Source organism: Bacillus massilinigeriensis (assembly GCF_900111815.1).
In the GTDB taxonomy this organism is placed as follows: domain Bacteria; phylum Bacillota; class Bacilli; order Bacillales; family Cytobacillaceae; genus Mesobacillus_C; species Mesobacillus_C mediterraneensis.
Genome location: NZ_LT630004.1, coordinates 541,558 through 556,228 on the forward strand (window position 1 = coordinate 541,558; position 14,671 = coordinate 556,228).

Here is a 14,671-nt window from a genome sequence, read left to right on the forward strand (position 1 = left end):
GCGCTAATTGTAGGTAAGTAGGGGTAACTGGAAGGGAGTGAAGGGTGTCACGAAAGGTGAAGTTCGTATTACCGTAGATAAATGGTGGATTACCGTAGATAAAATAGCATTTACCGTAGATAAATTGCTGTTTACCGTAGATAAATTGCCAGTTACCGTAGATAACAGCCAAAATCACCCATCCCTCCCATGAAAAAAGCCGTGATTGCAGGCATACAGGCCAAAAAACTTGGGAAAACCTTAAAAAAGACCCCAAAACTCTAAAAAAATGTTAAATTGGGGAATATGTAAGCTGTATTTTGGTAATGATATAACTACCAAGTGTTTATCCCCCTTACTTTGGCCCTCCTAAATGGAGGGCTCTTTTTAATTATTGGTTTGAAAATTATGTTAAATTAGTAATAACGATAAATGATTATGGGGGAGAATCATGGACATTGAACAAAGATTGTATGAGGCTGCTACTGAATTGATTAAACAGAGATACCCTTCTGGATGGGGTGGTGCAGCAGCTATGTATACTGAAGATGGGAAGATACTTACAAGTGTTGCTCCAGAAGTTATCAATGCATCGACAGAATTGTGTATTGAAACGGGTGCAATCCTTGAGGCACATAAGCATAACACAAAAATTACTTATTCGATTTGTGTTGTAAGAGACGATGAAAGAGCTGAATTTAAAGTTTTAACTCCTTGTGGCGTATGTCAAGAAAGACTCTTTTATTGGGGCAGTGGTGTTAAAGCAGCTGTTACTAACCAAGATGGGAAACTTGTATATAAAACATTGAAGGAAATCCAACCATATCATTGGTATAGAGCTTATACAGATTAATATTCTTAAATATTGGTTGCCAAAGTCTTAGTGTGAAACACTTTAAGTAGTTTTAAAAAAGGTTGAACAATAAATGATAGTAAATAAACTCGTACAGAAGGGTTGCCCAACTCTGTACGAGTTTTTAGTTGTAGGCTTATATCCAATTAATAACGTGGATAAAAGCCAGATAGCCTTTTACCCAGTGATTACATATCCATCCAAATACCCAAGAACTAGCACTGCCAAGATAAATCCTAAGATGGAAAGCCCAATTTTATTCTTTAAACTTACAGAGGAAAAACGAGCATAGATTTTCATGTTGATTTTAAAAAGAGTAATATAAGTCAACATGCTTAAAAGGATGACTACCAGATCAACAACTGTAAAAGGACTGCCTAAATAAGGATCTGATACATAGTTGATAAGAATAATGATGGCAAAAAATAAAGACTGCGAGAAAGCGAATGTTATGTTTTTCATAGGGTGTCCTCTTTATTTCAATTTCCTTTGCCGATGAAGGGTTTTAGCAATTCCTATTGCAATCAACTGAGGAATGAGATTTAAGATGGTTACTAGGTTTAGAAATCCTGTGGTGGAAAATGGTTTGAAGTAATACCCCTGATCCTCCATGTTGGATGTTTTTATAAAATAGTACGAAACCAAGACGGATAGGATATTGCCAATGATAATGCTGCATAACTTTCCGATTTTGATTATGGTTAGTCCGCCTCTAAGTTACATATAACTGAAATGCCCGTTTCTTATTCGTCTTTTTTATCCGGGATAATTAGAAAAATATAAAATAAATTCCTTATACAAATATTTGAATGACGAATGAGGAAATGAAAACGAGACTGTTGATTGTTAGAAAATTTTCATATTAACACCTGACTCATTACATTAAACAAAAAGCTTCCGAAAAAAAATTCTCTTCATTAACTTTTCTTCACCCCTTAGATTATTGATAAGATTCTTCAGAATACGAATAGAAAGCTTCTATCACTTTTTCGTCGGTGGAACCTGTTGCTTATTGAAATGTTTATCTCATAAAAAACCCAAAACCCACCAACATGTAATTTTTGAATATAATTGAAAGAAATCAGGACAAAATCATCCTGATTTCTATTCAATTTATTGAATTCTACTTAGTTCATTATACTCCTCAAAAATTTCATATATTCCGTAATTCCTTCTGCCGTATTCAGTTGCAGCATCATTGGTTCCGTTATATCTAGCAATTACAGCTTTAGTCTGTTCAACTGTATAGTTAAGGTAACCCTTTGATTTTACACGGAGAAACTTCACTTTTCACTGCATTTTCATATTGACTGTCGAGAGCTACATCAAAAGTCAGCGAGGAAGGTTGTACTGCATCTTCTCCAAGGTCTCTTCCTGATTTTATGTTGTTGTCGATTGTAATTCCTCCAGCCCCACTTCCGATAGTGATAGTTGAAAATCCTTGTATGAGTTGGTTAACTATTCTTTTTGCAGTTTGAACATCCGAATCGAACCAAACAGAGCGGTGCCGAAAATAATCGCGAGAATCAGAGGCAATCCCAAGCCCCCAAGAAGGCTGCCTTTTCCCGTTGAAACAGCAATATCATTCAGCATACCAAAAGCAAAAACCATCAGTATTTCATTTTTGATGACATTCAACATTAGACTTGAATGTCGATAAAGCCTTTCCCGGTTCTCTTCGGTCAAATTACTATAGTTATGCCATTGTGGGCGCTTTTCGAGGAAACCCAGTACAATCCAAAGAAGAAAGCCAATGGATGGAGGAATAAAAATGCGATTTCTCACTCCCCACTTGTCGGGTTCTCCAGCTGCATTGTAGTGTGTCGGCACTTGATCTGGAAGGGATGGAAACTTGATGAGCAGGTAAACTAAGGCGGCGCTGAAGGCAAGAAGGCTTATAGCATTGAGCACCTTTCCAACAAGCGGTGATTTAAATTTTGGTTCCATGTGAATATCCCTCTTTTCACGTAATCTCCGATTTGTTTCCTTCTGCGGGAAGAATAATCCGGAATACGGTACCTTCCCTCGGTTTGCTTTTCACGTTAATAGAACCTTCATGTATTTCCACTAATTGTTTTGTGATGGCCATGCCAAGACCCGTTCCAGCACCTGATTCGCTTGTATTAGTACCTCGGTAGTAACGCTGGAACAGTTTATTGACCGTCTCAGTGTCCATCCCTATGCCGTCATCCTCGATTTTAATCACAATGAGGTGCTGCTCTACTTGTGTAAGAGAAATGGTGATTTTAGTGCCGTCTGGATTGTATTTCACCGCATTGTTGATGAGGTTATCGATAATTCTTTGGAACCATTTCGGATCGATATATGCAAATATCGGTACTTCAGCTGGTTGAAATAAAAACTCTTTCCCGCTGTTGGCAGGGTCATTGATGAAGGTGATAATAGACCGGCGCATAAATTCGTTCAAGTCCACTCTTTCCTTGCAAATCGGTAATGCATGGTTGCTTAGTCGGTATGTTAAAGTCAAATCCTCAAGCAACTCCATCATATAGGAAGATTTTTCAGCAATAATTTCAGCAAATTCTTTACGCTCGTCTTCTGTCCATGAATAGTTATCTGATTCTAGCATTTGGGCAAAGCCTGATATGGAGGAAAGCGGTGTTTTTAGGTCATGAGAAAGGCCGCTAATCCATTCCTCCCGGGTTTTAGCAATCTTTTTCTGCTCCTTTTCGTTCTGCTGCAATGTTTCTGTCAGTGCAGTAAGTTTTGCAATTAGATCTTTATATAGACGGTATTTTCTTTTTAAGTTCCCATTTTTATTTTGTAAAAGTGATTGATTCTGATGGTCTACCGGCTGCTCGTATATACCGCTCCCCAGGTTTTGAATCCATTTCATCATTGTAATTAACGGAATTCCGAACTTACGTGCATACCAGAAAGTACCCATCAATAAAAATAAAAACAATAATGCTAAGGCAATGAAAAAACTAGTTTTTAATGTGTCTATCATTTTAGCATCTATTCTAGAGGATAAAGTGGGACCATTTATCCCTGTCATAACGGTAAGCTTTGTTTCAGCATGAAAGTAGGCTGTTGAACCATTTTGCTTCAAAGCTAACCATTCTTTATTGGAATATTTCCCCTTCTTTTTCCCGTAAGAATCTAGCACCCTGCCATTTGGGGCGATAAGGTGAACCCAACCGCCTTTTTCTTGAATAAGCTGTTGGGTAGCGGGGGAAAGGCTGAGACGGTGATTTACCCAATCCACATGCGGTTTGATTATCTCCATTAATCGTAACGGTTCATTTACCTTTCCTAGAACAGCGAGCATCGGCTTCTGTCCATCGAAATCCAAATCCCAAAATGTATACTCTGTTGAGGAGGATCTTGGCTGAAGAGTTAAAGCCGCAAGTTCACTCTTCGAAAAATAAGAAGGTACTTCTTTAGGCGCATCAAATGAACCGATAACTTCCCCTTTTTCGTCTATGATAAGGAACCATGCTTGTTGGGTTCTAGCTGCTTGCTTTAACTCTTCGTCAAAGATTGCTTTATTGCTTTTTATAGTGATTTTATTTCTCAAATAATAGTCTTCTGCTAGAGATAAATCATTGGTCATTTCCTCTTCCGTAAGGGTGAAACCCATAAAAATCGCAAACAATAACAATAAAAAGAAAAAGAGTAAAAAGACTATGGTTAGTTGCAAGAAAAACTGAACGACGAATCGCTTATGAATGTTCATGTCTCGCTCCGTCAGGAACAAATTTATAACCTAATCCCCTTACTGTTACGATGCAAGCAGGTTTACTCGGATCCTTTTCGATTTTTTCGCGCAGCTTTCTGATGTGGACCATGATTGTATTATCCTCACCAAGAAATTCCTCTCCCCAAACCTTTTCATATAGCTGGCTTTTGCTAAACAGTTGATTTGGGTGCTGGCAAAAGAAAAGCAAAAGCTGATAGACCTGGGCTGGCAGCTCTATTTGCTTACCATCTACTATCACTTCGCCGCATTGTGGATTGACCTGAATTCTGCCATATTGGTAGATCGTTTGAACAGGAGTGGTACTTCGGTCTTTTTGCCGGCGTAAATGGGCTTTAATTCTTGCAACCACCTCTAGTGGATTAAACGGCTTTGTAATATAGTCGTCAGCTCCTAGAGCAAATCCTGAAAGTTTATCTAAATCCGTCGTTCTTGCAGTAAGAAAGAAGATAGGTGCTTCTGTCGTTTGACGTATTAAAGGACAGATTTCAAAACCACTTTGGCCAGGAAGCATCACATCTAATAGAACCAAGTCATACCTTTTGGATTGACAAAGGATTAGTGCCTCTTCGGCAGAAGTAGCTGTATCTATTTGATCAAAATCTTCCTTTTTCAAAATGGTTGTAAGCATGCGCAGAATGGCAAGTTCATCATCGACAATTAATATTTGTGATTTATACATTTGAAAAAACTCCCTACGATGTGTTATTCCACTAATATCATAACATGGAGATTGCTAAATTCTTCTATAAAATTAAGGTGGAATTAAGGTAAGCTTTCCAATGTATTAAGGTAAAAGAATTATAATGGTGCACAGAGATACAGGGAGGGATATATGTATGTATGAAATAGGAAAACGGGAGTTTATTAATCTGTTTAAAAGCTTCAAATCTATTACAATAGTTGTTCTTATCTTAACGGCTTCTTTTTATTCAGCAAAGTTTTCTCGTTTGTTCGAGGGAGAAGCTAAAGACTTTAATGGTACCGATATTCAATACCTTGGCTTACTTGTACTGATTGTACTATTTGGAACAATTTTTATCATGAGTCTTTCCCACGATACTATTAGCAGAGAGATTCATGAGCGCACGATTCGATTTCTCGTCACTAAGACTTCCAGAGCATCTATTATCCTTGGGAAGTTTTTTGGCATTTTGTTGTTTTGGGTCATTTGTCTTTTCACTTCTTTTATTCTCATTGGCATATTTACACAAAGGATAGATTGGTTTATTTTTTTCCAGACGATGAGCTCGTTAACATTTCAGATCGCTTTAACAATTTTGGTTTCGGTACTGGTTCCGAAGCCCATGGTCACCATGTTCCTGGGAACGCTTATTGGCATTCTATTTCCGATTCTTGGTTTTTGGTTAATGACAACGGAAAGAGTATGGGCGGTATGGATCAAGTACATCACCCCTTTTTATTATTTGGAACAACCTAATTTCTCCTTTTTAGTCATTTTCCTTTTCTCTGCAATACTGCTCTTGATCGCAAGCTTTATTCTAAACAGGAGGGACTGCTGATGAAAGCCATTGAAACAAAACAGTTGAGGAAGTCGTACGGAAAAACCGAGATTGTAAAAGGGATTAGTCTAACTGTTGAGCAAGGAGAGATTTTTGGTTTTTTAGGCAGGAACGGTGCGGGAAAGTCCACTTTCATTAATATGCTGACGGGTATTATCCACCCGACTTCAGGTTCGTTTTCCCTTCTCGGAATGGAAGGTGGAGATAATATGGCGAAAAAATACATCGGAGTGATGCCGGATTATGCTAACTTGTATGGTTCATTAACGGCTATGGCACATTTAAAATATTTTTCAGCGCTATCTGGAAAACCAGCTGCAAAGGCAGTTTGTATGGAAGTGCTCCAGCAAGTGGGCTTAGACGAGCATTACAATAAAAAAACAGCGAAATTCTCTTTTGGAATGAAGAAGAAGTTAGGAATAGCCCAAGCAATCATTCATGATCCTGAACTTGTTTTTTTAGATGAGCCTACTTCCGGATTAGATGCAGAGTCTGTCCTCCATATCCAGAGATTGATTCGGGACTTGCAAAAGAGAGGCAAGACGATCTTTATGACTTCTCACAATCTTAATGAAGTAGAGAAGCTATGCACGCGTATTGCCATTCTTAAAGAAGGCCGAATTGTACAGAGTGGTTCAATGGATGAGCTGAGAGCTGCGTTTAGATCCACCATCAATGTGAATATCAAACATTCTCCAATACCAGCTTCCCAACAGGAGAGTCTGCACCAATGGCTGGAGGAAGCCGGAAGTAACCTTGAATTAAATGATGGCGAGATTACGATAACAGTAGAGAGTGAGCAAAAAATCTCTGAAATGATCCGTGCTTTTCAGCAATGCAGGGTGGAGATTTATCGAGTGCATGTCAAAGAACCATCACTTGAAGATATTTTCCTAGAACTCTAAAATGGAAGACATAGGTAGAATATGAAGGAAAGTTGGAATAACGATGCTGGAAGAAATTGAATTACCAAAAAAGAAGCTTTCGGAAGATGCAGTGAAGGTTTGGTGGATTTGTGAAGTGATTGAAAATGTAATTGCCTTTATCATTCTTGCTGTCCTCTTCTACTTAGATTACAGGTTTTCGTGGAAAGAGTGGGTCGGCTGGATTCTCATTGGTCTTGCCGCCCTGTTTGTACCGGGTCTTGTATGGTCAGCGATTGAGCCAAAATGGAAATGGAAAGGCTGGCGCTACGATGTGTCGGAGGAATTCTTGATGCTGAAACAGGGTGTCTGGAAGGAGCAGCAACAGCTCATCCCGATGACGAAAATCCAATCTGTTGCAACAGAACAGGGGCCGATTCTTCGAAAGTATGGCTTGTATACGGTAAAGGTGGAGACGATGGCCTCCTTGCATACGATCCCGGCATTGCCGAGGAATGTTGCGTTCGGGCTTCGGAACGAAATCGCACAATACGCAAAGATTAAGGAAGTGGAAGGATGATAGAGGCCAAGCGATATCACCCGCTTCTATTGTTGTTGCGTCTTGCCCGGCTAATAAAAAACAATCTGATCATCGCATTTTTTCTGTTTATCGCGAAAGCAGGGTCAGATTCCACTTTTATCATGTTTGCGAAATACGCATTCATACTCTATTTCTGTCTTTCCTTTCTTTATAAAATCATTCAGTGGTTCACGGAGAAATACGAGCTGGACGATCGCTCTTTTCGGCTGTATAGCGGTGTATTCAGCAGGTCAGAACGAACGGTCCCTTTTTCAAAGGTACAGAATGTGAACCGCCATACCTCGGTATTCAACAGAGTGTTCAAAACAACATCGATTAGCTTCAATACGGGAAGCGCGGGGGATGACGCAGAAGTAAAGTTCGAGGTTATTTCACGGCCAGAGGCAGAGAAAATGGAAAGCTTTGTAGCGAATCGAGAAGTGAATACTGCGGTGGAAGAGGAAGCAGCAACGGAAAGAATCGAGAATATCGAGATCAATCTGCCGGAGCGCACGCTTCATTTTAAGCCTACGAACAAGGATCTATTCAAGGCATCTTTCACTTCCTTGAGCTTTCTTTTCCTTATTCCATTCCTTTTTTCTATTTACGGAAAAATCAATGAAATAGTTGATATGAGAGAAGAAAAGCTGGAAGAATCCTTCTCTGTCTTATTCGATTCACTATGGATGCTTGCGGCAATCGTCCTATTATTTATCATCGTATCTGTTGGCTTTGGTGTCACTAGAACTTTTTTGAAGTATGGAAAATATGAGATTTCCTCCGACAAGGAACGGATTTATATTTCAAAAGGATTAGTGGAAGAGAGCGCTTTTTCCATTTCGAAGGTGAAAGTTCAGGCTATCGAGATTACGCAATCGCCTTTGAAGCATTTGCTAGGCCTTGCGGAGGTCAAGCTGACAAGTGCCGGCGGTGTCGGAATCGTTGATGAAAAGCTTGAAGTGGATACGCTTTACCCGTTTTTGCCGAAAGCGCGGGCATATGAAATGATTACGGAAATTCTCCCCGATTACGCTGTGAAGGGTGAGAAGGAAATGACCCGCTTGCCAAAGCAATCTTTGTTGGTCCGCATGTTCACGCCGAGCTGGCTGTGGATGATTGCAACGGGGGCTCTGTACTATTTCCGTGAAAAACTTTTTTGGGACGAGATGTGGTGGGAAACTTCTCTGCTGCTATTGATCGTCATATATGGTGTCCGTCTCCTTGATTTTCTTCATACAAGGTATTTGCTTGACGAACAGTTCGTTCAGTTCAGGAAAGGCGGACTGATGACCACGATGTTTGTCACCAAGCGGGAAAAAGTAATTGAAGTAAGCGTCACGCGCAACAGGTTCCAACGGACTTTCGGCCTTGCTTCCGTCGAGACGGTAAACCGCGCAAAACCCGTCAGGCACGAAGGTATCAAGGATGTGCCTGTTGAATTGGCGGCCGCTTTTTACAACTGGTATAGAGGCCGGACGAAGGAAATAACCACGGAGTAAAGGGGTTGTTTAATAATGAATCCAAAACTAAAAGAACTTGTCTCTGGAGCGTGTGAAAGATTTGGTTTGGACGATTATCGACTTGGGAGGCATTCCGTGAGGAGAAACATAAACTCGTTGGAAGAGACTGTGTACCTTTTTAGCATGGAGTGGTTCCCTAGAGCAGTTGAAAGCTGGGAGGGTGAGGACGAAAACCCCGACGGGACTGTTTGCATTGAAATGAACATGAATAGTGGAAAGCTAGTGAGCCTGCATCTCCCTGAAGGCCATACTGTTCGCAAAGCATCACAATTCCCGTGCAATACGAATGCCGACATCATTGGCTGGCTCGAGCGGGAAACTGGGCTCGTATATGAAGAGCAATTTATGCTCCAAAGGGAAGAGGAAGGTGAGCTGGATTTCACAGGGTGCTTCAAAGGAATTGCTTCGGACGGTTATATGAGCGTTTCTTTTGTTGAGGAAGGTTTGCGTTCCTTTTCCATCGGTGGAAATTTTCCTTCGAAACAAACTGTTCGGGAGGAAAATTTCGACCTCACACTCAAAAAAATGGAAGCGTTGGCACAAGAACAATTGAAACTCATCCAATTTCCTTTAACGGAAAAGAAGAAAGTCGTACCATTTTATGCAGTCGAGGAAATCTACGTTAAAAATGACGGATACGCAACACTTCCTTTTAACGTAGTGGAGAAAACAGGGGCAAATGTGAAGCTGGATAAAACACTTTACTGGGAGTCACCGTTGCAGCAGGAGTTCGAGAGGCAATCTCTTTCATTAGGAATGGAAGCAACAATTGAGCAGGCACTATCAATTGAGCCGCACCCTGACTTACTGCCAATTACAAAAGAAGAGGAGGAATTATGTGCCGAGAGAGTAACTGATTTCCTCCGGAAGGTCTTTCCCGCTGATAGCGGTAAATGGATGTTGAGAACTCTTGAGCGTAAGTATGGATATCTATTGGCAGCTCTGCGGTCAGCACAACCTGACAACATGATATTCCAAAAAAAATTGGGAGTTTTTCTGGATAGAGATACAAAAGAAGTAGTGAATTATATGGATAATAGCTTCATGTTTGAGGAGTATGAGCATTATGAAAGCGAAGGGCCCGCCATTTTATCCCGAGAAGAGGCTTATGCTCTATTGAAAAAACATATCACCGTCACTCCACGGTACCTATACGATCGCGAAGAAAGTTGCCATGTGCTATGCGGATTGCTCGATTCTCAGTATGCCGTGCACGCAAGTAGCGGGGAAGTGCTGCCGCTCGCCGATTTGTAGAAATTAATCAAACGTTTGATAAAGAGCCAAAAGGCTGCCGGGAAGTTTCATCGGCAGCCTTTTTAGCGAACCAGGTTATGCAGCATGCTGAAGCTTGTTTTTCCTAACTGTCACGAATTTTGACAGCACAATGCTGCACTCATAAAGGAAAATGAGCGGGATAATCACAAGGACGTCTGAAAGGAAATCTGGCGGCGTGATGAGGACGGCCGTCAGAATTAGCAGGAAGTAGGCGTACTTCCTCACTTTTTTCAGAAATGCCGGTGTGAGCAGGCCAAGGCTTGTCAGGAACATGATGACGACGGGCAGCTCGAATAAAAATCCGAAGGGCAATGTCATGTGGATCAGAAATTTAAAATATTTTTCTGCCGTGAAAAAATTCTGAAACATGTCATCAGATAAGCCCATGAGGAATTGAAAAACCATGGGGAAAATGACGAAATAGCCAAAGCTGAGGCCAGCGAGAAAGAGAAGAAATAAGGCTGGTATATAGCAGAGTGCCGTCTTTCGCTCGTGTTCTTTCAAGGCAGGTTTGATAAAAAGCCATGTTTGGTGAGCCGCGACGGGAATGGTTCCCGCAATTGCAACGACACTTGCGAGCACAAGGTAAATCCAGAGAATGTCGCTAGGCCCGAGAATGGCAAGCTCTACAGACAAATCCTTCACGAGCAGCTTGTATATATCCTGTACAAAAACAAACGCCAGAATGACGAACAGGATGAAGGTGCCGAGCGTGATTAAGAGGCGTTTCCTAAGCTCTTCCAGATGGCCGACTAAATCCATATTGATAGTTTGCATCCTAACTGTTCTCTCCTTTAGAAAAAGAAGATGCAAGCGGGCATACAGCTTACATCTTCCTGATTTCTATCATTAAATCGCTTTTTCTTCCTTGTTTTTGGCTTGTCCTTTTTCAGGTTCTTCTTCGTCGGAGACAAGGTCGCGCGTTGATTTTTTGAATTCTTTCAGCGTCGAGCCGACTGCGCGCCCAAGCTCGGGAAGCTTCGATGGTCCAAAAATAATCAGAGCGATGACCAAGACGAGTATTAAACCGGGAATGCCGATATTTGTTAGCAAAGCGTTATCCTCCCATCATGGCTTTTTCAATCGTCTTTTTCCTTTGAGGAGTTGCATTAAATAATTTGTAATCTGGCTTTTGCCTGCATACCTCACATTTTCTCGAGCATCCTTGCGAATCTTGGTCGGAAAGGGAGCGCACATGCGGTAGGTCGATCATTTTTAATCCATTTTTCACATGCTTCGAACAGACTAAAATCACGATTCAAGCCCCTTTCATGTAAAATTACATGTATTTTCCGAAGCTTCCGCCTTGGACAGCAACGAGGCAGGATCGGCCAAAACTATGCCCTGGATAAGGATTCCACGTTTCTGGATGCTGTACATCAAGGAACATCGTACGCTCATCGGCAGTGAGCCATGGTCCGGTCACTTCGCAGCCTTTTGGACCGGAAGCGAATTGGAACGGCTCGCCATAGCTCTTGCCATCCGTTGGAATGAGGAAGACTCCACAGTTTTTATAGTCTGCATAGACATTGGTTTCAGTTGCTTCGTAATCTTCCACCACCCACAGGTTTCCTTTTTTATCAAAGTGAAGGTTGTCAGGGCAGGTGATCCCGCTTTTTTGTCCGCCAGCAATGAACACCTCGAAAGTGAAGGAGTCGCTGCCATGGTCGCCGTCCTTAGGGAAGTAGCGGACGATTTGGCCATGGAAATTGCCGTGCTTGCTGTTGTTCGTGAGTGCAAGGAAGACAGATCCGTCACGCGGGCTGATCTCGACATCTTCCGGGCGGTCCAGCAAAGTACCGCCAACGACGCGTGCCGCTGCACGGGCATTTGTCAGCACATCCGCCTGGTCTTTGAACTTAGCTTGAAGGTTCGGGTTTGTGCTGTAATCGATCGGAAGCCATTTCTGCTTTTCCATATTGGCGACATAAAGGGTGCCGGATTCTAGAATGTCAAAGTTTGCTTCACGGGAAGATGGGTTAAATTTCTTTTTGCTGATGAACTTATAGAAGCACTCGTCGCGCTGGTCGTCGCCCATATACACCACGACACGGTTGTCCTTTGTCAGCCCGACAGCCGCATTTTCGTGAGCGAAGCGGCCAAGAGCGGTATGCTTGCGCACAGGTCTTGAAGGGTCGAAAGGATCGATCTCCACAACCCAGCCGTAATGAGTGTCATCGAAATTCGGCCAGCCGTAAGAACTGCCATAAGCGGTGTTCTCCTCGCAGGACAATGCTGTATTCCAGAATGTCCTTCCGCCAGAGCAGTTACCGAGGGAACCGTATACCTTTGTTGCACCATTCACAGCGCTGTTTCCGCGAGCAGGTCCTGTCAGCTCGATAGGGGTTGTCCCATCAACTCGGCGATTATATTTATCATCTTTAATCAGTTTCCAGCCGTCTTTTTCCTTCTTAACATGAATGACCGACCCGCCAACTGATTCTTTTTCCATCTTGAGCAGTTCAGGATAGCTTGCAAGATTTTCCTTTTTGAAATTAGCTTCATTGATTCCGAGTATTTTCATATAGTTCGAAGGCTCCGGGAATTCATGGTTTACCCAAATTAGTCCTTCCTCCGAGCTATTCCCGCCTTTTAGGCCGTCAATCGGGAAGTAAAGCGTAAGGTCGGCTGAATCGCCGAATTTTTCACCTTTTGAGTTGATTTCATCACCATAAGAGGCAATGATGTTGTAATGATAGCCGTTCGGCAAAACTAGATCATTTTCCCATGAACGCTGAATTGGCTTGAACGGTGCGTTCATTGGCTTGCCTCTCCCATGCCCATTTCCATTTCCTTTCATTGCGTTACCGGTCAGTGCTCCAAACCCTGTCGAAGCCGCGACCAGCGCTGCAGTCGTGCTCCCTGCATAAGTTAAAAACAAACGACGATCCATCCCCCAACAACTCCCTTAATGTTATGTATACTTCACCTAAAAGTATAGGTAAGCTCCCAAGCGAAGTGAATAAAGCTAATGTTAAGAATTGTTAAGACTGCGTGGATGATGTTTAAGGTGGTGTGAAGGAGGGGATAAGGAGTAGGCTGGTTGACAAAACCAATCGGAAAAAGAGGGTAGGGACACGTATAGTTGATTTGCACGAATATACCCCGCCATCCCTCTATAAGACTAACTACAAATTACTCTTATAATTAAACCTCTTACGAAAAAGTGGCGCTATGACAGCGTTTGGTTGATTCTTGAGCAAAGTTGGTTGATTTCTCATCAAGTGTGGTTGATTTTCTGACAGAGTGGTTGATAACTATCTTAGTTTGGTTGATTCTCCCCGAAACATGGTTGATTCCGCTCCCCAGCAGCAGAAATCCACTTGAAATTAGAGGTGGAACCCTAAAAAAGTCGCTTGCACTTCCGCTGAGTGAGCGAATGCAAGCGATTTGTTCGTTGGGGTCATCAGAAGACGCGGAGTGGGAGAGATGACGCAGGGAGGAGTAAAAAGCTTTGACTCATTGGTGGAATCCCTTGTGCTCATGGGTGTGGAACCAAGCATCGTCGGAATCAAGCCGAATCACGCTTTCTGCTTAAACAAGTCGCCCATTAGGCTGAATATTAGCTATAAGAGCAGCTTGGAAAAAGTATTAAAACATATAAAGAGATAAATAACCAGTCCATGTGGGCTGGTTTGTTTTTTTTGCAAAATATTCCGGTTATCCGTATTTGCTGCATGTTGTATGAGAATAATGTAAGGGACAGCTAAACAAAAGGAGGAGAGAGCTTGGAATACCCTGTCATCCATACGAACATATGGGATGCGGTGATTGCCGTTCCTGTTGTTTTAATCATGACTCAAATTCTGAAGAAAGTCTTTCGAATTCCGTCACTTTACGTCCCTACTATTGCCGTTATTTTAGGTCTCACTTTTTCTGTTATTATCAGCCACCGGCAGTATTTCCTCGGGGGGGTGTTTATGGGATATTTCTATGGTTACGCAGCCATCGGCACCTATTCCGCTCTCAAGACAAGTGTTCTTCACTTTCGGCGGGACAGTAAACATTACAGTTGAGTATAACTTCTTTGATGTTACATTTTTGAAAAATATATACAAAGTTTGTCGGCTATTAGTATAATAGGGATAAGTCATAAAAAAACACATGCAACAGGTGCTATTGCTTAACGGCAATTGCTTAAAAGGGAAGTTGGTACAAGCCAACGCGGTCCCGCCACTGTAAATGGTAGAAACCTGCAACTTTGTCACTGTCCGCACGCGGATGGGAAGACGCAGGTAGCAATGACCATGAGCCAGGAGACCTGCCTGTCGCGATCACCAAAAGGCCTACGCGGATAGGAGGGTGTTAAGAGTGCACAAGCATGCGGTTTTCTTAACATAATACGAACCTCCTCCTA

At 42.0% G+C, this 14,671-nt stretch carries 17 protein-coding genes and 1 riboswitch; of the genes, 9 read left to right on the forward strand and 8 right to left on the reverse strand.

The annotated features are described in order from the left end of the window. The first annotated feature begins 37 nt into the window (after positions 1-37). Positions 38-193 carry a hypothetical protein gene (locus BQ5796_RS18025; RefSeq protein WP_159430971.1) on the forward strand — a complete coding sequence of 52 codons (156 nt, stop codon included), beginning with the start codon at positions 38-40 and terminating at the stop codon, positions 191-193. A gap of 237 nt (positions 194-430) precedes the next feature. Continuing rightward, positions 431-832, forward strand: a complete 402-nt coding sequence (locus BQ5796_RS02810) for a cytidine deaminase (RefSeq protein WP_071458868.1) — start codon at positions 431-433, stop codon at positions 830-832. A gap of 177 nt (positions 833-1,009) precedes the next feature. Here the strand turns inward: BQ5796_RS02810 and BQ5796_RS02815 are convergent, their stop codons facing one another. From BQ5796_RS02815 to BQ5796_RS02830, 4 genes are all read right to left on the reverse strand, one after another. Next, positions 1,010-1,294 (reverse strand): hypothetical protein, encoded by a 285-nt coding sequence (locus BQ5796_RS02815; protein WP_071458869.1) that lies wholly within the window; start codon positions 1,292-1,294, stop codon positions 1,010-1,012. A 996-nt stretch (positions 1,295-2,290) separates the two neighbouring features. After that, on the reverse strand, positions 2,291-2,779 hold the full coding sequence (locus tag BQ5796_RS02820) for a DUF1648 domain-containing protein (RefSeq protein WP_071458870.1): 489 nt from the start codon (positions 2,777-2,779) through the stop codon (positions 2,291-2,293). A gap of 16 nt (positions 2,780-2,795) precedes the next feature. After that, on the reverse strand, positions 2,796-4,532 hold the full coding sequence (locus BQ5796_RS02825) for a sensor histidine kinase (protein WP_071458871.1): 1,737 nt from the start codon (positions 4,530-4,532) through the stop codon (positions 2,796-2,798). Beyond that, complete coding sequence (locus BQ5796_RS02830) at positions 4,519-5,235, reverse strand: response regulator transcription factor (protein ID WP_071458872.1); 717 nt, start codon at positions 5,233-5,235, stop codon at positions 4,519-4,521. Before BQ5796_RS02830 ends, BQ5796_RS02825 begins: the two co-directional genes overlap by 14 nt. A gap of 157 nt (positions 5,236-5,392) precedes the next feature. On the opposite strand from BQ5796_RS02830, the gene BQ5796_RS02835 reads away from it, so the two are divergent. The 5 genes from BQ5796_RS02835 to BQ5796_RS02855 are packed head-to-tail and all read left to right on the forward strand — an operon-like array spanning position 5,393 to position 10,293. Then, the gene (locus BQ5796_RS02835; protein WP_071458873.1) at positions 5,393-6,076 is read left to right on the forward strand and encodes an ABC transporter permease; all 684 of its coding nucleotides are present in this window, start codon (positions 5,393-5,395) and stop codon (positions 6,074-6,076) included. Further along, positions 6,076-6,981 (forward strand): ABC transporter ATP-binding protein, encoded by a 906-nt coding sequence (locus BQ5796_RS02840; RefSeq protein WP_071458874.1) that lies wholly within the window; start codon positions 6,076-6,078, stop codon positions 6,979-6,981. Before BQ5796_RS02835 ends, BQ5796_RS02840 begins: the two co-directional genes overlap by 1 nt. Positions 6,982-7,024: 43 nt before the next feature. Next, complete coding sequence (locus tag BQ5796_RS02845) at positions 7,025-7,519, forward strand: PH domain-containing protein (protein WP_071458875.1); 495 nt, start codon at positions 7,025-7,027, stop codon at positions 7,517-7,519. Further along, positions 7,516-9,018, forward strand: a complete 1,503-nt coding sequence (locus BQ5796_RS02850) for a PH domain-containing protein (protein ID WP_071458876.1) — start codon at positions 7,516-7,518, stop codon at positions 9,016-9,018. The genes BQ5796_RS02845 and BQ5796_RS02850 overlap by 4 nt, the downstream gene beginning before the upstream one ends. Before the next feature lie 15 nt (positions 9,019-9,033). Next, entirely contained in the window at positions 9,034-10,293 is a 1,260-nt protein-coding gene (locus tag BQ5796_RS02855) for a hypothetical protein (RefSeq protein ID WP_071458877.1), read from the forward strand. Positions 10,294-10,368: 75 nt separating this feature from the next. Here BQ5796_RS02855 and tatC read toward each other — a convergent pair whose 3' ends face one another. The 4 genes from tatC to BQ5796_RS02875 all read right to left on the reverse strand — a co-directional run bounded on the left by tatC (position 10,369) and on the right by BQ5796_RS02875 (position 13,207). Then, positions 10,369-11,091, reverse strand: coding sequence for a twin-arginine translocase subunit TatC (gene tatC, locus BQ5796_RS02860; RefSeq protein ID WP_071458878.1), 723 nt, complete (start codon positions 11,089-11,091; stop codon positions 10,369-10,371). 72 nt (positions 11,092-11,163) lie between these two features. Beyond that, complete coding sequence (locus BQ5796_RS02865; protein WP_071458879.1) at positions 11,164-11,367, reverse strand: twin-arginine translocase TatA/TatE family subunit; 204 nt, start codon at positions 11,365-11,367, stop codon at positions 11,164-11,166. A 4-nt stretch (positions 11,368-11,371) separates the two neighbouring features. Continuing rightward, positions 11,372-11,569: a hypothetical protein gene (locus BQ5796_RS02870; protein WP_071458880.1), complete on the reverse strand. Its 198-nt coding sequence runs from the start codon at positions 11,567-11,569 to the stop codon at positions 11,372-11,374. 24 nt (positions 11,570-11,593) lie between these two features. Beyond that, positions 11,594-13,207 (reverse strand): PhoX family protein, encoded by a 1,614-nt coding sequence (locus BQ5796_RS02875; protein WP_071458881.1) that lies wholly within the window; start codon positions 13,205-13,207, stop codon positions 11,594-11,596. Between the two features lie 536 nt (positions 13,208-13,743). Between BQ5796_RS02875 and BQ5796_RS02880 the strand changes: the two genes are divergently transcribed. Together BQ5796_RS02880 and BQ5796_RS02885 are read left to right on the forward strand one after the other, a co-directional pair. Beyond that, complete coding sequence (locus tag BQ5796_RS02880) at positions 13,744-13,926, forward strand: hypothetical protein (protein ID WP_071458882.1); 183 nt, start codon at positions 13,744-13,746, stop codon at positions 13,924-13,926. 116 nt (positions 13,927-14,042) lie between these two features. Further along, on the forward strand, positions 14,043-14,330 hold the full coding sequence (locus tag BQ5796_RS02885) for a hypothetical protein (RefSeq protein ID WP_071458883.1): 288 nt from the start codon (positions 14,043-14,045) through the stop codon (positions 14,328-14,330). Between the two features lie 78 nt (positions 14,331-14,408). Continuing rightward, positions 14,409-14,597: riboswitch (cobalamin riboswitch) on the forward strand. Positions 14,598-14,671 lie beyond the last annotated feature (74 nt).